Here is a 20,159-nt window from a genome sequence, read left to right on the forward strand (position 1 = left end):
GTGTGAAGAAGGGTTGGGCGAGGTTTCGGAAGTCGATTTGCTCAAAATTCAACCCCATACCCGTGGAACAATGTTAATCCAGTTTTAACACAGTGTTTCACGGAAACACTGCCGTGGAACATAGCAGACTGCGTTTTAACATATAGTTCCACGAAAAGTGGAACAAAAAAGCCCCACCTTTACAGATGGGGCCACAAACTATTGCTTAGTTATCGTCAAAAAACAAAAGCAGCAGCTTGACTTATCTTCTTACCTATATCGGTCAATGCACCGGCCAAGGTTTTTAACTCAGCATCATTAAACCGAATGGGCTTCCCGTTGACAATACTTCCATTTAAACGTTGGTAAAACCACTGGGGAGACCTCTTAAAATATGTTTTGGCTAATGCTGAAACAGAGATAAACGGCAACACCGATTCCAACTTCTCTCTTAGTAATATTTCATCCGCTTCTTTGTTGGTGTCCTTGATGCATTCTATCAAACCTTCCGCAAACTGATCCATATCTTGATCCGCCAAAGCTTTCATCTCTTTGTCTACTGCCTCAATCTCCGCTTCGGTATTAGCATTGGCAAAGCGTTCCTTTAGTCTTTCTATATCTGTCTTCATAACTTCTTTATTTAGCCTCCCTGTCTTTCAAGGGAGGCGGTTGACAACTTACATTTCCTTTAACTTTTTAGTTAATAACTCGATTTGATAATCAAGCTCTTGTTTATAATGCCCTCTGTCCTGTAGCTCTTTGTAGTAGCGAAGGTAGAACAGCAAATCCTTCTCTAACTTTATCCGTTCTTTACTTACCGGTTTTTCTCCCATATTGCTTTTGTTTTTTGACACTACAAATATAATAACATTATTGTTATTAAGCAAATATTCCAATAACTTTTTTGTTATTATTTTGAGTTATGTATATTCTGATGGCATTGCTTACAAAGGCTCATTAAGTTGTCATAATCGTATGCTAATGATTTACGCTGTAAAGGATCATTCGTAGTCATGAATGATACGATATGATGAACATCCTCAGCCGGTGTAGCCAATCCCTTTTGCCAGCATACCTCACATAGAGGGTTATTCACCATCTTCCATGCTCGAAGCCTGCGCCATCGCTCTGAATTATATATCTTACGACGGGCATCATCATACATATTATTGCTCTTCTGTTCCCTCTTTTTGGGTTTGTAAATAGTCGGCATATGGTATTTCTCTTAATTGTTTAGAATCTTGAATTATCTGAAATGCTATCATTTTGTAACGATAGCAAAAGTGTTTTATAATATCCTCTTCCGATTCTAACAGGCTGGCCTCAACATCTTGAATGACATAAAGCACCGTGTCCTGAAAGATGTCCTCACGAGATAGTGAGCCATGAAACGTATCGAATTCGACACAACAAAGCGATCGAAGCTTAAGATAATTCTTTCCGATTGCTTCGGCCACCTTAGGATAATAACTATTTCGCTTGTACCTGTTTCTCATTTAGAATCAGATTACCGGAATCATCCGTTATTTCCCTCAAACTGCGCGCAACCATGCTTCTGATTACAACTGACATATTGACTCCCATTTTCTCAGATACCTCTTTCAATAGCATCCAAGTATGTTCATCAAATCGGACTGACCTTCTTTTGTTTCCCATTCCAATACGACTTATTAATCCTCTAAAACATATCAATAATTATAATTCGCCCGCCTAGGCTGATCAAGCCGGCGGCTATCCGTCAGCCGTGACAACTCTTCCTCCTTCCGGTGTATAGAAACCATCAGGTTATTACGAATATCCGAAAGACGCAGCCACTCTTCCAAGGAGGGGGTATCTTTAGCTCCCAGCTTTTCATTGATCCGGGCTAACTCTTCACTGCTGCGATTAATTTGACTACGAATACACAGTATCCGATCCTGTCTGGTTTGAAATCCACCCAGACCATTACTATCTATCGTTGTTTCCATTTCTGTATCGAGAATTAATATTTCTTCCCGTGCATTTTCCCACGGTGTTCATTATACTTCATCTTCTGCTCAATGTGCCACTCCAAATCCATATCGTAAAATTCGGCAAGCTCAAACACCTGACGAATAGCATAATTAAGACATTCCTCCGTTGTGTATTTGTAATTCACAATATCTTTGATGATAGCATAGCAGTTCTCGGTAAATGACTTCTTCCTGCTTACAATGTATGCAACAATGAATATACCATTCAAATTAATACCCCGAAGACCGGCCATATCAAGCATACGAATAACCGTATCGGCCAATTCATCCTCAACCGTATCTTTGACCAGCCTTTCAAAAGCATCCACAAAAGCCTCAGACATATGATCGGAATTGGAACTGACAACCAATTCAAATTCCGCTTTGTCAGCCCGCCTGCCTTTCCTGTCAGCTTCTACAGCTTCGGACAACTCTGTTATTACAAGCATGAAACAATGATTGTCACTCAATTCTCTATCATGAAATCCATGATCACAGGCATTTTGATAAGCCCTGTTACGAAGGGTGTTCAAATCTAACATAACGTATATCTTTATAAGTTTAACATTCAATATTCTCCGTCCGATGCACTCTTACTTCATTGTACCAGTTCCCTTTATATTCGCGGGCTTCAACGGTAAAGTTAACTCTGATCTTGTCTCCTACTTTGGGAGGGTTCTCAACAGGACCATCAAAACTGCAAACGGAAAAGCGCATCTTGCTGTGATAACGTTCGCTGGTTTCCATGATGTACTCTCTCTTCTCCCAGTCTTTACCATCCCTGGTAACTCCACCGGTGGATGGCAGCTCCACCAAAATTTTGCCTTCTGCTTCACATTTCATATATTCAGTTTTTAAATTATAATTTATCAGCCCTTATAAGTCGGTTCCCGACAACCCTGCGGGCTGTATAGGACAAGTTGCCGAAAAGTGTTAAATTTTAGATTTTAAAAACGTAATCACTTAATTTTCAACATTTTAATTGCGCACCATAAGGTGCTTTTTGTATTTACAGATAAAATACTGATTTTCAATATGTTATATTTTTCTGCAAATGGGCGTAAATATCCCTGTCTGGTAGCCTGATAAAAGTTTGTCCTTAAATTCACGCTCCATGTCACCGATTTCCTCCACGTACTTCTCACGCTCTTCCGGCCAGCTACGGGCAAAATTGCGTATAGTCTCCCATTGCTTTTTAGTCAGCTTACCCGAAAGATAAAGCTTCTTGTAACGCTCCTTGTACCGGGTAACTCCTATCCGGTATATCTCCCTGGCCCTTTCAAGCTGGGACACCTTTACGCCCTTGGCCGCAGACAGTTCTCTGGTAAAGCATATTTCTGACCAGTCCTTATAGAATATACGGCCGATCCTCGACAAGAAGAGGTTGTCCGTTAGCTCCATCAATGAAACAGACTGGTGCTTGTATATCGTTTCGATACGAAGAATGTTAGCCCCGACATTCCGTCCTTTCTCCCCAGCCTCAAAGCTCTTATCATAGACCTTCAGGATCTTCCGGAAATACTTGCTTTTCTCCGTTGTCTGTTGCTTGAACGCCGAATAGTTGGCATCGTTCCAAAGGAGCTTTCCTGAGACTTCATACATCTGTTTAATGTAACAATCGGCAGGAAGGGACATCTTCATTGTGATACCTATCTCGTAATACGTTACCACGGCATTCTCAATCCGGACACATAGCCTCAACAGCAGCTCTTTGATTGTCCTTACAGCCATTGCGAAAGTTATCGGGCGGCTGTTATCCAGTTTCCCAGTCTTTCCCTTGGAATAGAGCTTGCAAATGGAACACGTACACCGTAACCTGTTACCGCGAATCTCGATGAAACAACCGTCAAAGTTGGCGTAAGCGGTAGACTTGTAATAGACTTCATCACCTTCCGTGCACTCCTCCAAATAGTTTCGTAAGACGATCGTCTCAATATCCGCCGTATCAATCGTTGCCTTTATGGTTATCTTGTCGAACATCTCTTCTTCTCTATAAAATACATACACATTCTAAGACCGGTTGATCGGGCGCAGTCATGTATCGGGCAATACACCATGAAATTCTCAACCGGGCCGGCGCGTCTGCATTGCCGGCAATCACACTTTACCTTCTGCCTGATTTCCTCTTCTTTTCCCTTATTCTTATTCATCGCCTTGCTTTTTGATAGGTTGATGCTTTCAAAGACTTACACCTTCTGCATTCAGAACTGAAGGTGGAATAGACCTTCTCTCCCCGATTTAAAGTTCTGGGGTAAAAACGGTGAAGATAGTACCACTCGCCACAGATGGAACACCGTTTCATTAAACGACCGTCGGGGGAAGTACGGTAATTGTTTCTTTCCCGTCGATGGACCAACCGGCAATTTATACACTCTTCGTCCGTAAGTTTATACCGCCTGCAATGGGATAAAGACTTCTTTCCGCATTTGGCGAATGCCTTGCAATCAATACGCGGGATGGTTTGGGGGATATTCATAAGCTGAGCGTTTTAAGCCTCCCACTCCGGGGGAATCCGAATCCCGGGGAGAAGTCCCCGGGGAGTGGTTTGCAAAATATAAAACTTAACCGGGGCACACTCCCGACGGCATCCTTTAGTACCGGCATTGGTTATTGTTTAACATGTTTCCTGCATTTAAGCAGGACTCCTTTCATGATGCAAGTTTTTGTTTGATCAACCTTGTGTTCTTTTTCACAAGCCCTATGATCCGGTCATGGTATTCAGTGTTCTGGTTACAGGCTCCTCGGGACTGTACGACATTTAAGGTTTTCAAGTCAACCTCAATTGTCTCGATACGCTTGTCACCAATGCGGGCGGAGAGAATAAGGGATTCAGGCTTCAGGTAATAATTATTCGTAAATACGCAGTGATGAAGTGCATCTCCTTCCTCCATGACTTCCCGAACACTTTCAAGTACCCTCACTTCAATAAACCCGTCAGTAAATCGCAACCCAAAAAACTTAGCTTTGAGGGCTCTAAATTTAGCTTCGTCTTCAATTGCCCTCTTTCGTTTACGTTCAGCTTCTTCTTTTTCCTGAAGTTGCCGTTTCTTAATGACCAACTTATCGTGTTCTTTCTTAAGATTATCCGGACAAACATAGTGTGCATTATGCAGGTCTTTGTGGAAGTACCGAAGCAAATCAAGATAATCAAACCATATTTTCACATCCTTTATCCTGTATTTGTTTCTTAGGCATATCTTTATGGACGGCCAATAACGCTCAATCTTATATTTTTCATTTGAAGCATACCCTAATAGTTCGTACCTCCTTGCCTTTAGCAATGTTTCCATTTTCGGGTTATCAGGAATCATGTTAATAGCTTCCAGTGGCGTAAGCCCTTGCAATCTGTGGTCTATACCGTAGCGTCCTATATCCGGACGGAACTCAGAATCAGGATGCAGCCTGGAAGGATAAATATCATACCTGACACCGGAAGAATAGTAACCACGTCTATGTTCAACACGTATCTCCATATCTCCGCCCCAGGAATCACAATACCAATTCACAGTGTGATTCAATGCGACAACCGTATTCTTTCCATCTTGCCGTATCCAGTGTTGGAGTACCTCATTAATAAAGTATTTTGGAACCGCACCGGCTTTATAGTACGCCCGAATCTCAAAATTCCGAATTACCTGAAACTCCCCATGAATCTCAGCGATCGCAACATACCTGCTCTGTTTGTCTGTAGTGCATCTTGATTGCTCTACTTTCAACTTTGCCCCACAGTGAGGGCATACAGCCAGTTTACGCCTGACAATATCCGGGGAGAACCTCTGGCCGCAGTCCATGCAAACAACCCGTGATTTAGTCGCAAAGCCTTTATGTTCCAAGCAGTCCGTTTTAGCCCATGCAAGCATATAGCTATCAATATCAGGAAGACACCTGCTTTGCTCCAATACCTGAACTTGTAACTTGGTCCTTGGTTTCATAATTTAGAATAATGACATCTGTTGAACTTCTATTATCTCTTTCTTTGCCCGTGTAGGCTTTTTCTTGAGCAAGGCATACTGTTCCTCTTCCAAGCGTCTTAATGCCGCTTCACGGGCTTTCTCCTTATCCTCCTCGGTAAGTACCGTAGAGGCAGACAACCCGCTGACTGAGGATCCGGTATTTGCGGGTATCTTCTCTACTTTGATATTATCCTCATCGTAATAGTGAACCGCCATGCCGAATACCTCCGCATCAGAGATGGCAACCGCGTTGCCCCTCTTTTTCGCTTCTCCCAAGATATAGCTGCAGCATTCATCAATACTCTTGTTTTCTTTGTTATAAGCCTTGGCAAAGAGTTCGTCCGCCTTGGCACGCTCATCAAGATAAGACTTGATGGCGGCTTGAAATGAATTGTCTTTCATAATTGCTCTATCGTTACCAGTATTGTTTAAATCCTGAGTTTTATATTCATTTTTTGATATTAAGAGAGTTATACAAATAGCGATTGCTGAATACGTGATAATATCAATTTATTAGCATCAGCAAAGAACTGCTTCTTAATCTCGAACCCGTAAGCTTTTCGTCCCAATTGGGCGGCAGCCAATAAAGTAGAACCACTACCGGCACACGGATCTATGACTACATCACCCTTGTCGGTGAATATTTCTATCAATCTACGAAGTAACGGCACCGGCTTTTGCGTTGGGTGCACCTTGGGAGTCTCACCGTCCCGCACCCAGTCGAAGCAATTGAATATCATCCGTCCGTCATTGTTGAACTTAGGGAGTTTGTCTCTATATAAAAGCAAACCATACTCACAGTTACCGACAATCTTCATGTTTGCCTTTAAGACTTGTGCGGAGAAGTCTTTTCTAAACACAAGGTTTATGTAATTATTCAGCCCGTAACGTTTCCCGAGTTCAATGTATCTGAACTGATCTTCAAATTCACAGAAGATAATCATACAGGGAGCCTTACCCTTCTCCTTCGGTTCTTTCATCAACATTTGGCTACAGAAGTGCATAAACTCTGCAGGTCTGAAGTCTTTATCTGTATCAAAGAACTCTTTGCCGGCCAGATCGCTTTCGCCATTCTTGTTATCGCCATCGACATACCAGGAAGGATTGGAGGCGTAGGCGTTGTTTCCAAGATTGTAGGGTACATCTGCAATGATTAATTGTGCTTTGGGAATCCCGTAAACTTTATAATTCTGGAAATGATTATTAAATAATTCGATATCTTTCATTACTCAACCTCCTTTTTAGGTTCCCAATCGGCCGACACCTTGGCCCACTCCCTGAATGACTTGTCGGAGCCATCCAAATCGCCAAACATATCCATCTTGGATTTATCCGTAGTTACAAGCGTGGCGAACTCTCTGAAATAGCGGTCAGCACATTTCACAAAGTCGTTATGCAGCTTCTTCAGGTTTCCAAGTAACAGACCCTTGGCCAACATAACATCGGACGCTTCCTCTATCAGGCTGTTTGCCTCGCAATTCAACAGATGCGCGGCTGAGAGAAGCATGTTCATTCTGTCTATACTGCCATCTTTTACGGCTGTTTCAATTAATTGTTTCTTTGGTTTCATAATCATATTTTCTTTGTTGATTTCCTGCATCTAAGCAGGGTTGATTTTATGATGATCGCCCTATCTGTCAAGATGGTGGATTCATCCGAACGATGCAGCAATGTGCGCTTCTTAATTCCTATGTCGGTTTCATCCAGATGCTCAAAAATGGCACTGAGAGAACCGAAGTAGTAGTTCTTCTTTTTGAAGATCAAATACACATGTATCACTTTCATATTTTCAAAAGTTCCATATATGTCATATTTGGCGTATCTGCTTCTCTTCTTTCAGACGTTTAACCTCGCCCTGATAATACTTGATCATGGTACTGTACTCAAAGTCGGAGATCTTATTTGTCTGATTCTTCATGGATTCAAGCAACAGAACCGCAGGTTCACCGTATTTCAATATCAGACCACGGCGATACCCCTGCATGTTGCCTTCATCGAAACGATTGCACGATCGGCATTGGGCATTGCAGTTCTTTTCACTGAATCGGGTGGACATGTGCTGTCTGTTTATGTAGTGCCCGCAATCCGCCTGATCCAAAGGCAAAATTCTCCCACAGGAGATGCACTGAAATGTCCCGTCTTTCCTGGCGTCACGTAAACGGATAAAGCGGCTGAACACAGTATCCAACTTGTTCTTCAGATTAGGAGACTTCTTCTTTAAATCAGTCGTTTTCTTTTTCCACATCATGCCTTTGAGTTATTAAGCGGTATTGTTCGTCACTTCGAAAGCGGATGGCGTTTTCGTACCAGACATCATTGGCGGCCTGATACGCCTGTACACCGTTTATACGGTCTTCATCTATCAGTCGGGCAATAATGGCGGAACCTCTATAGGCGGTATCCCAGAACAAAGCTAAATCACCGATCCTGGGAGTCTGCTCTATATGGTCCGTTTCCTGACAGAAGAAATCTGAAAGATTCTCCGGTTCAAATGTGATTATTAACCTATTGTCTACAGCCTCAACAGAGGCATGCCGACATTCGGGGGGAATACTAAAGTTTTGTATCTTCATCTTATTGATTCAGTTCTTTCTTATTAAGAATTTAACTTTTCATATCTTATTCGTTTAGAGGTATTTCTTTAGTTCTTCTCGATCTATAAAAAAGGCACATGCCATATACTTACCTGGTAAACCCATTGTTTGGGTAAGGGCATCATCTCCGCAAACTTTTTCAGTCCCAAAGCCAACGATTGAGCCGCGCGGATCATCTTTAACATCGACTATCGTAGTGGTCATTCTCAAACCTTTATTGTCATCTGCTGCCATTCTCTTAATAGCATCCAGAATTTTATTACCATCACTATTCATTTCTTCTATGCTGTCTAATTCTCTCCTAAGCTCTATGATTTCATCCGAACGGGATTCATAACCAGCCGTTACACAATCACTGATGATTGTTGTTAAATCAATGCCATGTACTTCAAGGCATTTTTCAATAAAGTCGCTATAATAGCGATTAATTTTTCCTTTTACTTCTTCTATCTTTTGCTTCATTTCTAAACTGATTTGAATTTAATAGGCGATTGAATCATAGAACTGTCGATTACGCAAATACTCCTTTACCACATCCGATGAAGTGGCACGATCACCGATACGATCATGGATGTACTGGTACTTCTCAAAACTCATACCTGAGAGGATATCATCATTCATCTCTACGTTGCCGGCATAGATGCAACCGGCAACCGTAACTATGGATATGATGACCATAAGCAGATGCTTAGAAAGACTATTCATATTCTTCATCGGTTCGTTTATTTTTAAGAATTGAATCAATATCACTTATTTTATAGCGACGCTTCCCGCCTATCTCAACAGGACATAAGTATCCCTTTTTGTTCCAACTCCATAAAGTACTACGATTAACACAAAGCATCTTTGCGGTTTCGTTGACGGTTAAATACTCTTCATCCGACTTCATATTAGAGGCCAAAACCTCTTTGATCGTCTGTTTTATAATATGATCCGCAAACTCTTTCAAATCAGTAGATTTTATTGTTACACTTAAATTTGAATCACTACTCAGTATTTCTTTAATGCTCATTTGTTACCTCCTTTCCTCACTGATTACCATTCAAAATGTAGTCATAAAGCCTCTGAGCATCTTCTATCCGGAGATACACCTGATCTTTATTGGTCTGCTCTATGCAGTATTTACGAAGTTCTATATCACTAAGAGATGAAGGCGGCGTAATAGTACCATTAGGCGTGGCGCTTTCGGGGCTGAGGCCGGATTTAGAGACACTCTCTGATTTGAGATTAAGCTCTTTTCCCGCTTCTTGCATTCCCCTTGCTAAGAGATGTACTGGAATGCCGTAGAACTTACAAATATCCTCCAAGCAGTCACGGAGACTCCGTGTGCTATCTAAATCCAGAGGACAGAGGCTGGATTTAGATGCGTTCTCTGAGTCGGGGCTAAGATCTTTCTTCGATTCACCGATATACTTCACTAACAGATGCTTTAAACTACTATAGGTTCCATATATATCATTCCGACTTTCTTTTGCGGATTCGTCGATTAAGTTCCTTATATTGCAACATTGCCAAATGACAGCCACTCCAAGTACCAGCACGAGGGCGGCAATTAATGTTAAAAAGATAATTGTTCCTGTAGTCATTGTTATTTCTCCTTATTGTTTTAATTTAGTTATTACTCAAATTCTATTGTTTCATCTCCCTGGTAATGATCCGCGAAACATACCGGACATACTGTTATCATTTTAGTGCCGGGATGTCCGGATATGATAGCCTCAACTTCGATACTGATACCTTCACCCGGTTCTATTTCGATTCCGCAATCTTCGCAATGAAGATGATCGGGCGGGCATTTGCACAGATCAGGACAGAGGCGGCAATTGCCGATGCAGTTCGGTTTTTCTTCCACTGTCAATCTTTCCTATTTTAATCTCATTACTGCTGTTGTATCAATCCGGCCGGCGCTGGACACGCTAAATAGATATCCTTTCTTTTTCAGCTTAATAGCTGCATTGCGGATAGAGTACTCTTTGAAATCTTTGATGTTGATTTCAATAACTTCTTTTACGGACATGTTGGCTAATGTTCCGGTCAATGATTTTTTGGTCACGAAATTTGTTGTTTCCATAATTTAATATTATAATTGTTGATTATTTCAAATTGTAATTCGTGGTTAATAGGGTTTGATATTAATCACGATGCAAATATAAAGATTATATTCTTTTATATTCACTTTATCAAAGAATATAATCTTTAATTAACACTTATTAAAAAACGCACTATGACAGTCAAAGAGAAAATCAAAGAATTCCTTGATTATAAAGGGATTTCACCGACATCAGCAGAACGAGAATTAAATTGGGGAGTTGGCGCTTTCACCAAGCCTAAAAGCATAACCGTAGATAGAGCTAAAGAATTTCTTCTTTTATACACTGATTTATCCTCTGAATGGCTATTCCGTGAAATTGGAGAAATGATCAGGCCTACAATAAATGAAACCAAAATATCACCTATCAACGTCGATGGTGAATTAACAAATACAGAAATGGAAAAAGAAATCAAGAGATTAAGAGCATCGATAGACGCTCTCATCGAAAAGAATGAAAGGTTAGAGGCTGAATTAGCCAAGTATAAAGAAAAAGAAAGTCTGAATAAAGGACTTGCAAGCTAACACTCATACCTAATATTGATAACAAAATTATAAAAAAGAACCAAACCTAACGCCTATGGGTGGGAGGGTGGATATTAATTAATCAATGCTAAAACCTCAAGATATGGAATGGATTATTATGGGATTACTCGTTTTTATTGTTGCCGTAATATTGATTTTGAAAAGTGATTGGCAGAACGAAAAAGATAAAATTCTGAAATCTCAAGAGCATATATCACGGCGAAACGAATTAACCGAATCTCAGCAATATTATATCGGAGATAAATGCATCGGTCTATCAGCACGTAAGGGATACGGTAAATTTCCAATAGCTGGGGCGTATTACAGAGATCTTCCAATTACCATGGTAGGAAAGTTTAACGGTTATGCAATTGCGCAAACTGACAATGAATATGATCAATATGCAATAGCAGTATACAACGATGCTGGAATCCATATAGGTTTCTTGCCTAGAGGGAACAAAAAGCAACATTCCTATATTATTGATGAAGGGGAAGATAAACGAGTTCACGCTTATGGTTATCTAGCGTGGCACGGATCAGGAATGTATGGAGAGGTGTGTGTCGAAACAGACAAGAATGCAGTCACAAAAAGGAATAAACCGTATATCACAGATTAACCGTCACGGATAAATGTAAATAACCGTAATAGCAACAACATTAAGGCTATAAACACATGAATATGGAATTGAAAGATTTTATAAAAGGGACTACAGTGGTTGAGGGTAATAGGGTTTGGCATCTGGAGACTTTCCTGTTTTCACGAACTGATACATAAGATCAGCTAATGCGATAGGAGTACCTTTTATACCATGCTCGTTCCCTTTAAACCAACTGAAGCATTCTACGGACAACTCTATACACCGAATACGTAATTCTTCGTCTGACATAATTAATAAAGTTTTTAAGTGAATATACAATATAACCGCTGCGTTGTCGGACAAATTAACTAATATAGTTATTAACCTAAATACACTACAAATGAAAATGCAAAAGAGCCCTTAAAAAATATTTTTAACCCGCGGTAATGTAATATGGCTCAATTACAATCCCGCATAAACAATCAAAAACTATGAATAAAAATCTGAAGAACAAACTGTATGTGATAATCTTCACATCACTACTATTCTACTCCTGTGGAGAAAATAATGTAATTGCTTCTTTTGATCACTCAACTAAAGCGGAGAGTTTTAAAGACATTTCTTATAAAATCCCCGTCTCGGATGCTGTCTTCACAGTCCTCGATGTGATTAACTCTACAAAAGGAAGTACCCGGAATGCTTATTCGGCGGAAATCGAAAACATCGAGGTTGTAAAAACGACACCAGCAATAACCCGTTCATTGAAAGCAAATTCATTAAGTAGCGATACATTGCTATACATTATCAATTTTAAAGATGGAGGCTTTGGAGTAGCAGCGGCAGATAGCAGAACCGCACCTATTTATGCATACTCAGATAAAGGACACTTTAACTTAAAAGACACATGCCAGGTTCTTGCTTTAAAGATGTTCATAAAAAGTGCTATACACACTATTTTATATGATATCAATAATCAAGGAAATAATCCGAGATTCGCTGAAACCCCCGAAACCAGAAATGAATTACTAGAACAAGTAGGTCCTTTCATGGATATAGAGTGGTCACAAAACAACCCTTATAATAAAGAATGTGTCATTGGCACAGAATATGCCAAAGCCGGATGTGTAGCCATTGCAACAGCACAGATATGTGCATATAATAAATATCCAAACACATTCGAAGGATATAATTATGATTGGAATACCATTTATAAAATCAAAAGTAGTTCAGACCAATACAAGTACCCCGATGCAACGAGTCAATTAGCGCATTTTATTAGAAGAGTGGGATTAAATGTAGGTATGAAATATGGAGTGAAAGAAAGCGGTGCTAAAAGTGAAAAAATCCCAGGTCTATTAAGAAAAATGGGCTATACATGTAGTGATTTAATTAGCTATAGCGACAAAGGACTAGTCGAGTCTTTAAAAGCCGGGCACCCAGTATATCAATGTGGATTTGATAAAGAAAGCGACTATTTCATCTTTCAAACACATTCAGATGGCCATGCATGGGTAGTGGATGGCTATCGATATGAAATGTTAAACATTAGAATATGCAGACCAAGAAGAGGCGAGATGGACTGTGACTCTGAAAAGAGACGTTTTCTATTTGTACGCAACAACTATGGATGGGGAGGGTTATATAATGGATGGTACCAACCATTTGTTACAATGCCTGATACTAACGGAAAGAGAATCCCAACTTTCGCATTTAAACCTAGAATGATAACCAATATACACCGATGAAAAAAATATATATATTATTATTGTCACTTTTGACCCTTTGTTCATGCGAAGAGCAAAAAATAACAGGAGCTTTATTTTCAAAAAGCTTCCTACAAGGATTTATTGATATTAAAGAAATTGTATCCGGAAACATAAGCAACAACGATGAATTGTATTTTATGTTTCAAGGTGAAAATATTGCCAGGGGAAACCCGCAGTATGATGAACTTTGCACTAAATATGGTGATGTCAGCTATAATCGCTATATGGTTCCTTTCTCTAATCCGTGCCTAGTTGATACTATTACTTCACTTGATTTAATATGCAATACCGATTTTGACAATAACCATAAAAAGGGAAGTTCACTAAATGATATTGCAATACTGTATTATTCCTCACCATTGGAGTTTATAAAAAGCGGGTATAAAGAATACCCTAAAACAGAAGACACAACACCCGCCCCGTATAGACCCTCTAAGGAATACTATCCTTATTCTAAGTCATTTTCAGATTTAAAAGGTGAAGAACTGATTCTTTTATATCAGATGGGTTATATTAAATTTCTGGTACACCCACTACAAAGTAGACAAAGTATCACTTTTAAGGTGCAGACAAAATCAGGAAAAACAATCTCAACTGATTTTGAACTTAACTTTACCCCAACAAGGAGATAAGGATCATCATAGCTATTCATTCGAACACCATAAAATATCCCGGGTCCTAATTGGCCCGGGATTTATTTATGCTTCTACTTGATTTAGGCAATGTTCCATTAGCTCATTAATCATCTATACGATGCAAAATGTTGTGCAAAAGTTGTGCAACCCCAATAAAATCAAAACGCTAATCATCTTATATTTAAGAAATTAGCGTTTTTAAATGTACTCCCGAAGGGAATCAAACCCTTATCTTAGGTACCGGAAACCTACATTCTATTCGTTGAACTACAGGAGCATTGTTTTATGCGACGACAAAAGTATAAAAAAACTTCGCATTTTCCTAATGATTCACCATTTTTTGTAGTATCTATCTACCGAACGTCATATCCGCAAATATTATTTTGCAACTCTTATGCTATATAAAACGATCAATTTGATAACATTTCAGCCTATTATTCGTACAGATATAGATATTATTCATATCTTTGCCGACAAATAACAATCAATAAACCTATGAGTTACCTAATAAAACCTCAGAATTATAAACCCTTGCTTGACCTGAAACAGACAGAACTGGGTATCAAACAAATTAAAGAGTTCTTCCAGTTGAATCTTTCTTCAGAACTGCGTCTGCGACGTGTCACAGCCCCACTCTTCGTGCTCAAAGGAATGGGTATCAATGATGACTTGAACGGCATCGAGCGTCCTGTCTCATTTCCTATCAAAGACTTGGGCGATGCACAAGCTGAAGTAGTCCACTCACTTGCTAAATGGAAACGACTTACTTTGGCAGATTACCACATTGAGCCGGGTTACGGTATTTATACGGATATGAACGCCATTCGTTCAGACGAGGAACTGGGCAATCTTCATTCACTTTATGTAGACCAGTGGGACTGGGAACGGGTGATTACTGCCGAAGATCGCAATGCCGACTTCTTAAAAGAGATCGTCAACCGTATCTATGCCGCCATGATCCGTACGGAATATATGGTGTACGAAATGTACCCGCAAATCAAGCCTTGCCTGCCACAGAAGTTGCACTTTATCCATTCGGAAGAATTACGCCAGTTGTATCCCGATATGGAACCTAAATGCCGTGAACATGCCATCTGTAAAAAGTATGGAGCCGTGTTCATCATTGGTATCGGCTGCAAGCTGAGTGATGGCAAAAAGCATGACGGACGTGCTCCGGACTATGACGACTATACCAGCACAGGGCTGAACGACTTACCCGGACTGAATGGTGACCTGTTGCTATGGGACGATGTGCTGCAACGCTCCATTGAGTTATCTTCAATGGGTATCCGCGTAGACAAAGAGGCTCTTCTTCGTCAGGTAAAACAAGAGAATCAGGAACAGAGACTGGAGCTTTATTTCCATAAGAGATTACTGAATGATACGCTTCCACTCTCTATCGGCGGCGGTATCGGACAATCGCGTTTGTGCATGTTCTACTTACGCAAAGCTCATATCGGCGAGATTCAGGCAAGTATCTGGCCGGAAGAGATGCGCCGTGAATGTACAGCCCTTAATATACACCTTATTTAATAGCCTATGAACGTACAAATAGAAGAGAGCTGGAAAGCTCATTTACAACCGGAATTTGAGAAGGATTATTTCCGCACACTGACCGAATTTGTCAGAAGCGAATATAGCCAATACCAGATTTTTCCTCCGGGAAAGCTGATATTCAATGCATTCAACCTATGTCCCTTTGACAAAGTAAAAGTAGTCATTATCGGGCAAGACCCTTACCACGGTCCCGGACAGGCACACGGCCTTTGTTTCTCGGTGAATGACGGAGTAGCCTTTCCGCCATCTTTGGTGAACATCTTCAAAGAAATAAAAGAAGATATCGGTACGGCAACACCTCCCACCGGTAATCTGACACGGTGGGCCGAGCAAGGTGTCCTGTTGCTCAACGCTACTTTAACAGTACGTGCCCATCAGGCCGGTTCGCACCAACGCCGCGGATGGGAAGAATTTACAGATGCCGCTATCCGCGCTCTGGCGGAAGAAAGAGAAAACCTGGTTTTCATCCTTTGGGGAAGTTATGCACAGAAGAAAGGTGCCTTTATTGACCGTAACAAGCATTTGGTACTCAGTTCGGCACACCCCTCTCCCCTCTCTGCCTACAACGGCTTCTTTGGGAATAAGCATTTCAGCAAAACGAATGAATACTTGAAAACCCACGGAAAAACAGAGATAAACTGGTAGGTAAGGTATCTGGAAGAGAAAGGTTAAAACTGTATATCGTATCAGAAACGAATCAAGTTCACCACAGAGGACACAGAGAATATCTTTCTCTTAAACATCCATATAAACAAGATATTAAAACTCTGTGCCCTCTGTGTCCTCTGTGGTGAATAATACTCATAACGTATCAAAAACAAGGAACGTTTATAGATATTTATTAATACCACTGGATGTTGCTTTGAGTCTGGCTTCTCTTATCCCACTTCAAATCACGCAGGATACTGGCCGTTGCACGGATCGTAAAGTTATAATAGCGGTAACGTCCGAAAGGAGAAATACTGGCTGACATATTGAAACAGTGCAAATCACGAGTAATCGTACAAGAAGTCTGAGTGATCTCTTTCGCTTCGAAATCATATCCGGAATTGAATGTAAACGACCAGTTATTGGAAATCTTCAGATTACCCGACATATTGATGTTTTGGGTATACTTAAACGGATAACGCATGGTGTTACGGTTGATCGGCTTACTACGATCCTCGCTAATGCGGAACGAATAGTTAAAATTCAGCGACCATGGCATCTTGAAAACCTGATATCCGTCACTGTCTGCCTGCGCTTTCTCCACTTTCTTTTCAGTAACCGCTTCGTCACCCGTCGAATTTCCTCCCTCGTCCTCAGCACTATCCTTTTTCTTCTTTTGATCGCTATCTTTATCTTTTCCGAACAACTTCTTCCAAGTATCATTGTTAAGAGTATAGTTAATAGAAGAGCCCCATCCCTGGAATCGCCCGAAGCGTCCGTAAGACCATTCGGTACGATCACCCACTATTACATTACCCGACTTATCGAATGTATAAGCATACGTGGCAAACACCGCGTTCATGTTCAGCGTATAGTTATTAAACTTTTTAAACTTCATACGCAAACGCATATTCAGGTTGCTCCACGGCTGTTTCTGTGCCGCCATATTATAAGAAAGATTGAAGCCTATCTCATCGATCAGGCTTATTTTCATAAGAGAATCCTTCTTGTTACGGTATTTCATTTCCAGGTTGTTCGATACATCGAAACTGACCGTCCCGGACTTTTCACGCGGAGCCGTACCAAACTGCTGGCTGGAATAAGGCGAGTAATACTGGTCATTACCGTCCGCATCACGATAGTATTCCCAGAACTGTCCGAAGCTTGGAGAACCATTCAATGAAATCTGGGGCGTAAAGACGTGACGGATCTGTATTTCCTTTTTCTTCATAAACAGCGGTTGATACATACCATACATCTTTGTGCTCAACGACAAACTGGCCGAATAATTAAATACCCGGTAGAATCCATGAATCGTATCGCCGGGGTGTGTATCCCATTTCCGGGTAGTTTCATCATAACTCTTCATCACCTTACGGGTATACCAGCGCTCTGTATAATTGAATGAAGGCACTACCTGCAAATACTTAAAAAGAGTAAAGGTGGCCTGTACCGGAATGTTATGCTGCATCGCATTCTCCCACTCTCTGAAACCGGCTTTGAACAAGCGGTCATCTTTGGTTTTCAAGCTGTTGGTCAGACGTCCCGAGTAACGCAAGGAAATCTTTTCGTACCAGCGCTCTTCGCCTACCGCACGTTTACGCTTAAAAGGGAAAATAGTACTCAGCGTGATATTCAAGTCAGGCAAGGTGACAGCTATTGAAGAGTCACGCATGGTCTGGGCGATGTTGAAAGTACCTGCAAGCGTCAGCTTCTGATCCGGAAAACTGCGGGAGTAACTCACACTCGAAGTTTTCGTATTCTGAGTCATCAGCTGAGAATTATAGAGGTTATTGATATTGGTACGCTCATAACTACTGGTCGCGAAATTCACACTTGCCGAGAAAGTACTGTTCGGGCTGGCCTTCTGGTCTTGCCGATGATTCCATACAATCTTAAAGTCCTTGGCAACCGAATAGTCAGCCAAGCCCTTATCTCCCAATTTAGTCACCTGATAGCCGGCCTGTAACGAACCGGAATATTTATAACGTTTATTGTAATTGGTTTCCAGATTACCTGCCCACGAGCCCTTTGTAAATATATCTCCGGTCAATTTAAGATCCATTATATCGCTGATGGCAAAATAATAACCACCTCCCGTCAATCCGAAGCCACGGCTGGAGTCGTCCATGTAGCTGGGCATCACAAAACCTGAAGAGTAACTGCTGGAAAAAGGAAAGAAAAAGAAAGGTACAGCCAATGGCAACGGTACATCTTCTACCACCAGATAGGCAGGGCCGGTCACCACATTTTTCTTGGGACGGACTTTGGCCTTGGTCAACTGCATGTAGAAGTGTGGATGATCGTGATGATCACAGGTCGTATAACGTCCGTTTTCCATAAACAGTTCATCATTAGCTCCTTTTTTGGCATTATTACCCACAACATATCCTTCGCCCTGCTGGGTAACGACGTTATTGATAAATCCTTTTTTACTTTTGAAATTATACCGGATTGCTTTGGTTTCATAAGGCGTATCGCCATCCTTAAACACAGGCTTGCCTTGTTCAACCCCTAACGAGTCAGTCACACCGCGAGCGTACACCGTACTGCTATCCATATTCATGGTGATGATCTGTGCTCCCAATTCTATTTTTTCATAATTCACTTTACCATCGCCATACAAATGCGCAAAGCCACCTTCGGTAAAGACGATGGAATCATTAGCCGAATAAACCACAGGGGCATCCAGAGGTTGTTTCTTCTTTCCGGCAGATTGCAACGATAAAGTATCGGCCTTCAGCGTGTCTGCTTTTAATGAATCAGTTTGCTGGGGCGAATAAGTGACAGGTCCCTTCACCTCTCTGACACGGCGACGCTGAGCCATCGCTTCATCCGGAAGCATCAGGAGGATCAATAATAGTATGAATGATAGTATTGTATTTGCTTTCAATGGCGTCATTAACTAATAGTTTACGCTTGAAGGGGCAAAAGTACACAATCTTCACCAAATATACTTGAGAATCTTGATTTTTAATTCTTTTTTAGGCACTAAAGAAACAGCTCACACCAATTGTTAAAGCGTCGAAGTCCTTCGTCACCGTACCGGGCAATACTTTTACGGGCATCTTGCACCGATTTTTCACGATCAAGATGTGTTTTCGAAAAGAATTTATCAGCAAAGCAAATCACTTGTTCTTCTATACTGACCGGCAACATTTCACGATGCGGAATAGGAAGCTGCTGTTTAATAATCTCTTCCAGTGAAAGTCCCGCACCGGTATGACGCTCACAAACCAAAGCATGCCGCGGAAAACCTTCTTTGCGCACCAGCTCGGCTCCCAGATATCCATGACAAATATATGGCTCCTTACCCAAACACTTAATGCCCGGAGCATGTGTCAGAAAAATTCCGAGATCATGCAACATGGCAGCTTCGTTCAGAAAAGTAATATCAAGGTTCAACTCCGGGTGCTTATCGGCTATCCATAATGCCTTATCGGCAACCGAACGACTGTGAACCAACAATATATTTCTTAACTCATTATCCTGAGGATAATATTTATCAATTAAATCAAGCGCTCCCATATTCTATTCACTTTTTATAATTTCCGGCTTGCTCATTCCTTATTCAGTAAGCAAATTCACACTGTTTATCTTATCAATTTCACGCATTTATCAACAGTTTTTAGTTTGTTATTCAGTTCAATCTGCAACTGTGGTTCCATCAGTTCACAATTGCGATCTCTTTGAATCACAGCCGTGGTCTCAAGAAGGCACGTACATAAATCGAAAGAAGCAATACGTCAAAAGCATTAGCCATCCCATGACAAACACTGACAAACAGGCAAAAAGCAACTTAATAAACCGATTTCTTCTGAAGAAGAAACATACAGCCGACT

Annotated in this window: 29 protein-coding genes and 1 tRNA gene; 6 read left to right on the plus strand and 24 right to left on the minus strand. The window is 40.9% G+C overall.

What is annotated here, in order from left to right:
* Positions 1–215 precede the first annotated feature (215 nt).
* The 20 genes from KO473_RS18015 to KO473_RS18110 all read right to left on the minus strand — a co-directional run bounded on the left by KO473_RS18015 (position 216) and on the right by KO473_RS18110 (position 10,588).
* Positions 216–608, minus strand: coding sequence for a DUF5053 domain-containing protein (locus tag KO473_RS18015; protein WP_005821764.1), 393 nt, complete (start codon positions 606–608; stop codon positions 216–218).
* 48 nt (positions 609–656) lie between these two features.
* On the minus strand, positions 657–812 hold the full coding sequence (locus tag KO473_RS18020; RefSeq protein WP_225481586.1) for a hypothetical protein: 156 nt from the start codon (positions 810–812) through the stop codon (positions 657–659).
* 77 nt (positions 813–889) lie between these two features.
* Positions 890–1,192 carry an HNH endonuclease signature motif containing protein gene (locus tag KO473_RS18025; RefSeq protein ID WP_005821766.1) on the minus strand — a complete coding sequence of 101 codons (303 nt, stop codon included), beginning with the start codon at positions 1,190–1,192 and terminating at the stop codon, positions 890–892.
* A gap of 475 nt (positions 1,193–1,667) precedes the next feature.
* Positions 1,668–1,946, minus strand: coding sequence for a hypothetical protein (locus tag KO473_RS18030; protein ID WP_005821769.1), 279 nt, complete (start codon positions 1,944–1,946; stop codon positions 1,668–1,670).
* A 14-nt stretch (positions 1,947–1,960) separates the two neighbouring features.
* Positions 1,961–2,512 (minus strand): hypothetical protein, encoded by a 552-nt coding sequence (locus KO473_RS18035; RefSeq protein WP_005821771.1) that lies wholly within the window; start codon positions 2,510–2,512, stop codon positions 1,961–1,963.
* Between the two features lie 19 nt (positions 2,513–2,531).
* The gene (locus tag KO473_RS18040) at positions 2,532–2,813 is read right to left on the minus strand and encodes a DUF3127 domain-containing protein (RefSeq protein ID WP_005821772.1); all 282 of its coding nucleotides are present in this window, start codon (positions 2,811–2,813) and stop codon (positions 2,532–2,534) included.
* Between the two features lie 195 nt (positions 2,814–3,008).
* Positions 3,009–3,950, minus strand: a complete 942-nt coding sequence (locus tag KO473_RS18045; RefSeq protein ID WP_005821773.1) for a hypothetical protein — start codon at positions 3,948–3,950, stop codon at positions 3,009–3,011.
* A gap of 668 nt (positions 3,951–4,618) precedes the next feature.
* A complete protein-coding gene (locus tag KO473_RS18050; RefSeq protein ID WP_005821774.1) occupies positions 4,619–5,902 on the minus strand; it encodes a PcfJ domain-containing protein in 1,284 nt (427 codons plus the stop codon).
* A 3-nt stretch (positions 5,903–5,905) separates the two neighbouring features.
* On the minus strand, positions 5,906–6,325 hold the full coding sequence (locus KO473_RS18055; protein ID WP_005821775.1) for a PcfK-like family protein: 420 nt from the start codon (positions 6,323–6,325) through the stop codon (positions 5,906–5,908).
* Positions 6,326–6,393: 68 nt separating this feature from the next.
* Positions 6,394–7,149: a site-specific DNA-methyltransferase gene (locus KO473_RS18060; RefSeq protein ID WP_005793656.1), complete on the minus strand. Its 756-nt coding sequence runs from the start codon at positions 7,147–7,149 to the stop codon at positions 6,394–6,396.
* Positions 7,149–7,493 (minus strand): hypothetical protein, encoded by a 345-nt coding sequence (locus KO473_RS18065; RefSeq protein WP_250716580.1) that lies wholly within the window; start codon positions 7,491–7,493, stop codon positions 7,149–7,151. The genes KO473_RS18060 and KO473_RS18065 overlap by 1 nt, the downstream gene beginning before the upstream one ends.
* Positions 7,494–7,495: 2 nt before the next feature.
* A complete protein-coding gene (locus KO473_RS18070; RefSeq protein WP_032537572.1) occupies positions 7,496–7,708 on the minus strand; it encodes a hypothetical protein in 213 nt (70 codons plus the stop codon).
* A gap of 22 nt (positions 7,709–7,730) precedes the next feature.
* Positions 7,731–8,168 carry a recombination protein NinG gene (locus tag KO473_RS18075; protein WP_005821776.1) on the minus strand — a complete coding sequence of 146 codons (438 nt, stop codon included), beginning with the start codon at positions 8,166–8,168 and terminating at the stop codon, positions 7,731–7,733.
* Complete coding sequence (locus tag KO473_RS18080; protein WP_005793652.1) at positions 8,146–8,496, minus strand: hypothetical protein; 351 nt, start codon at positions 8,494–8,496, stop codon at positions 8,146–8,148. The genes KO473_RS18075 and KO473_RS18080 overlap by 23 nt, the downstream gene beginning before the upstream one ends.
* 54 nt (positions 8,497–8,550) lie before the next feature.
* Positions 8,551–8,979, minus strand: coding sequence for a hypothetical protein (locus tag KO473_RS18085; RefSeq protein ID WP_005821779.1), 429 nt, complete (start codon positions 8,977–8,979; stop codon positions 8,551–8,553).
* An 18-nt stretch (positions 8,980–8,997) separates the two neighbouring features.
* Positions 8,998–9,231, minus strand: a complete 234-nt coding sequence (locus KO473_RS18090) for a hypothetical protein (protein ID WP_005821780.1) — start codon at positions 9,229–9,231, stop codon at positions 8,998–9,000.
* Positions 9,215–9,529 carry an AlpA family transcriptional regulator gene (locus KO473_RS18095; RefSeq protein WP_005821781.1) on the minus strand — a complete coding sequence of 105 codons (315 nt, stop codon included), beginning with the start codon at positions 9,527–9,529 and terminating at the stop codon, positions 9,215–9,217. The genes KO473_RS18090 and KO473_RS18095 overlap by 17 nt, the downstream gene beginning before the upstream one ends.
* 16 nt (positions 9,530–9,545) lie before the next feature.
* The gene (locus tag KO473_RS18100; protein WP_005821782.1) at positions 9,546–10,103 is read right to left on the minus strand and encodes a hypothetical protein; all 558 of its coding nucleotides are present in this window, start codon (positions 10,101–10,103) and stop codon (positions 9,546–9,548) included.
* 32 nt (positions 10,104–10,135) lie between these two features.
* Entirely contained in the window at positions 10,136–10,369 is a 234-nt protein-coding gene (locus tag KO473_RS18105; protein WP_005821783.1) for a hypothetical protein, read from the minus strand.
* Between the two features lie 12 nt (positions 10,370–10,381).
* Positions 10,382–10,588 (minus strand): hypothetical protein, encoded by a 207-nt coding sequence (locus KO473_RS18110; protein WP_005821784.1) that lies wholly within the window; start codon positions 10,586–10,588, stop codon positions 10,382–10,384.
* 153 nt (positions 10,589–10,741) lie between these two features.
* Here KO473_RS18110 and KO473_RS18115 point away from each other — a divergent pair, with 153 nt between their 5' ends.
* Entirely contained in the window at positions 10,742–11,131 is a 390-nt protein-coding gene (locus KO473_RS18115) for a hypothetical protein (protein WP_005821785.1), read from the plus strand.
* 103 nt (positions 11,132–11,234) lie between these two features.
* Positions 11,235–11,750 (plus strand): hypothetical protein, encoded by a 516-nt coding sequence (locus KO473_RS18120; RefSeq protein WP_005821786.1) that lies wholly within the window; start codon positions 11,235–11,237, stop codon positions 11,748–11,750.
* 90 nt (positions 11,751–11,840) lie between these two features.
* Here the strand turns inward: KO473_RS18120 and KO473_RS18125 are convergent, their stop codons facing one another.
* Positions 11,841–12,020 (minus strand): hypothetical protein, encoded by a 180-nt coding sequence (locus tag KO473_RS18125; RefSeq protein ID WP_005821788.1) that lies wholly within the window; start codon positions 12,018–12,020, stop codon positions 11,841–11,843.
* 182 nt (positions 12,021–12,202) lie between these two features.
* Here KO473_RS18125 and KO473_RS18130 point away from each other — a divergent pair, with 182 nt between their 5' ends.
* Entirely contained in the window at positions 12,203–13,456 is a 1,254-nt protein-coding gene (locus KO473_RS18130) for a C10 family peptidase (RefSeq protein ID WP_005821789.1), read from the plus strand.
* Positions 13,453–14,109: a hypothetical protein gene (locus KO473_RS18135; protein WP_005821790.1), complete on the plus strand. Its 657-nt coding sequence runs from the start codon at positions 13,453–13,455 to the stop codon at positions 14,107–14,109. The genes KO473_RS18130 and KO473_RS18135 overlap by 4 nt, the downstream gene beginning before the upstream one ends.
* Before the next feature lie 208 nt (positions 14,110–14,317).
* Here KO473_RS18135 and KO473_RS18140 read toward each other — a convergent pair.
* Positions 14,318–14,389, minus strand: a tRNA-Arg gene (locus tag KO473_RS18140).
* 218 nt (positions 14,390–14,607) lie between these two features.
* Here KO473_RS18140 and asnA point away from each other — a divergent pair.
* Positions 14,608–15,645 (plus strand): aspartate--ammonia ligase, encoded by a 1,038-nt coding sequence (gene asnA, locus KO473_RS18145; RefSeq protein WP_005821791.1) that lies wholly within the window; start codon positions 14,608–14,610, stop codon positions 15,643–15,645.
* A 6-nt stretch (positions 15,646–15,651) separates the two neighbouring features.
* Complete coding sequence (ung, locus tag KO473_RS18150; RefSeq protein WP_005821792.1) at positions 15,652–16,314, plus strand: uracil-DNA glycosylase; 663 nt, start codon at positions 15,652–15,654, stop codon at positions 16,312–16,314.
* A 196-nt stretch (positions 16,315–16,510) separates the two neighbouring features.
* On the opposite strand, the gene KO473_RS18155 is transcribed toward ung, so the two are convergent.
* Both KO473_RS18155 and KO473_RS18160 read right to left on the minus strand, forming a co-directional pair.
* Positions 16,511–19,219: a putative LPS assembly protein LptD gene (locus tag KO473_RS18155; RefSeq protein WP_005821793.1), complete on the minus strand. Its 2,709-nt coding sequence runs from the start codon at positions 19,217–19,219 to the stop codon at positions 16,511–16,513.
* Positions 19,220–19,308: 89 nt separating this feature from the next.
* Positions 19,309–19,845: an HD domain-containing protein gene (locus KO473_RS18160; protein WP_122130666.1), complete on the minus strand. Its 537-nt coding sequence runs from the start codon at positions 19,843–19,845 to the stop codon at positions 19,309–19,311.
* Positions 19,846–20,159: the final 314 nt, after the last annotated feature.

The sequence above is a fragment of the Bacteroides sp. HF-4919 genome, assembly GCF_018860125.1.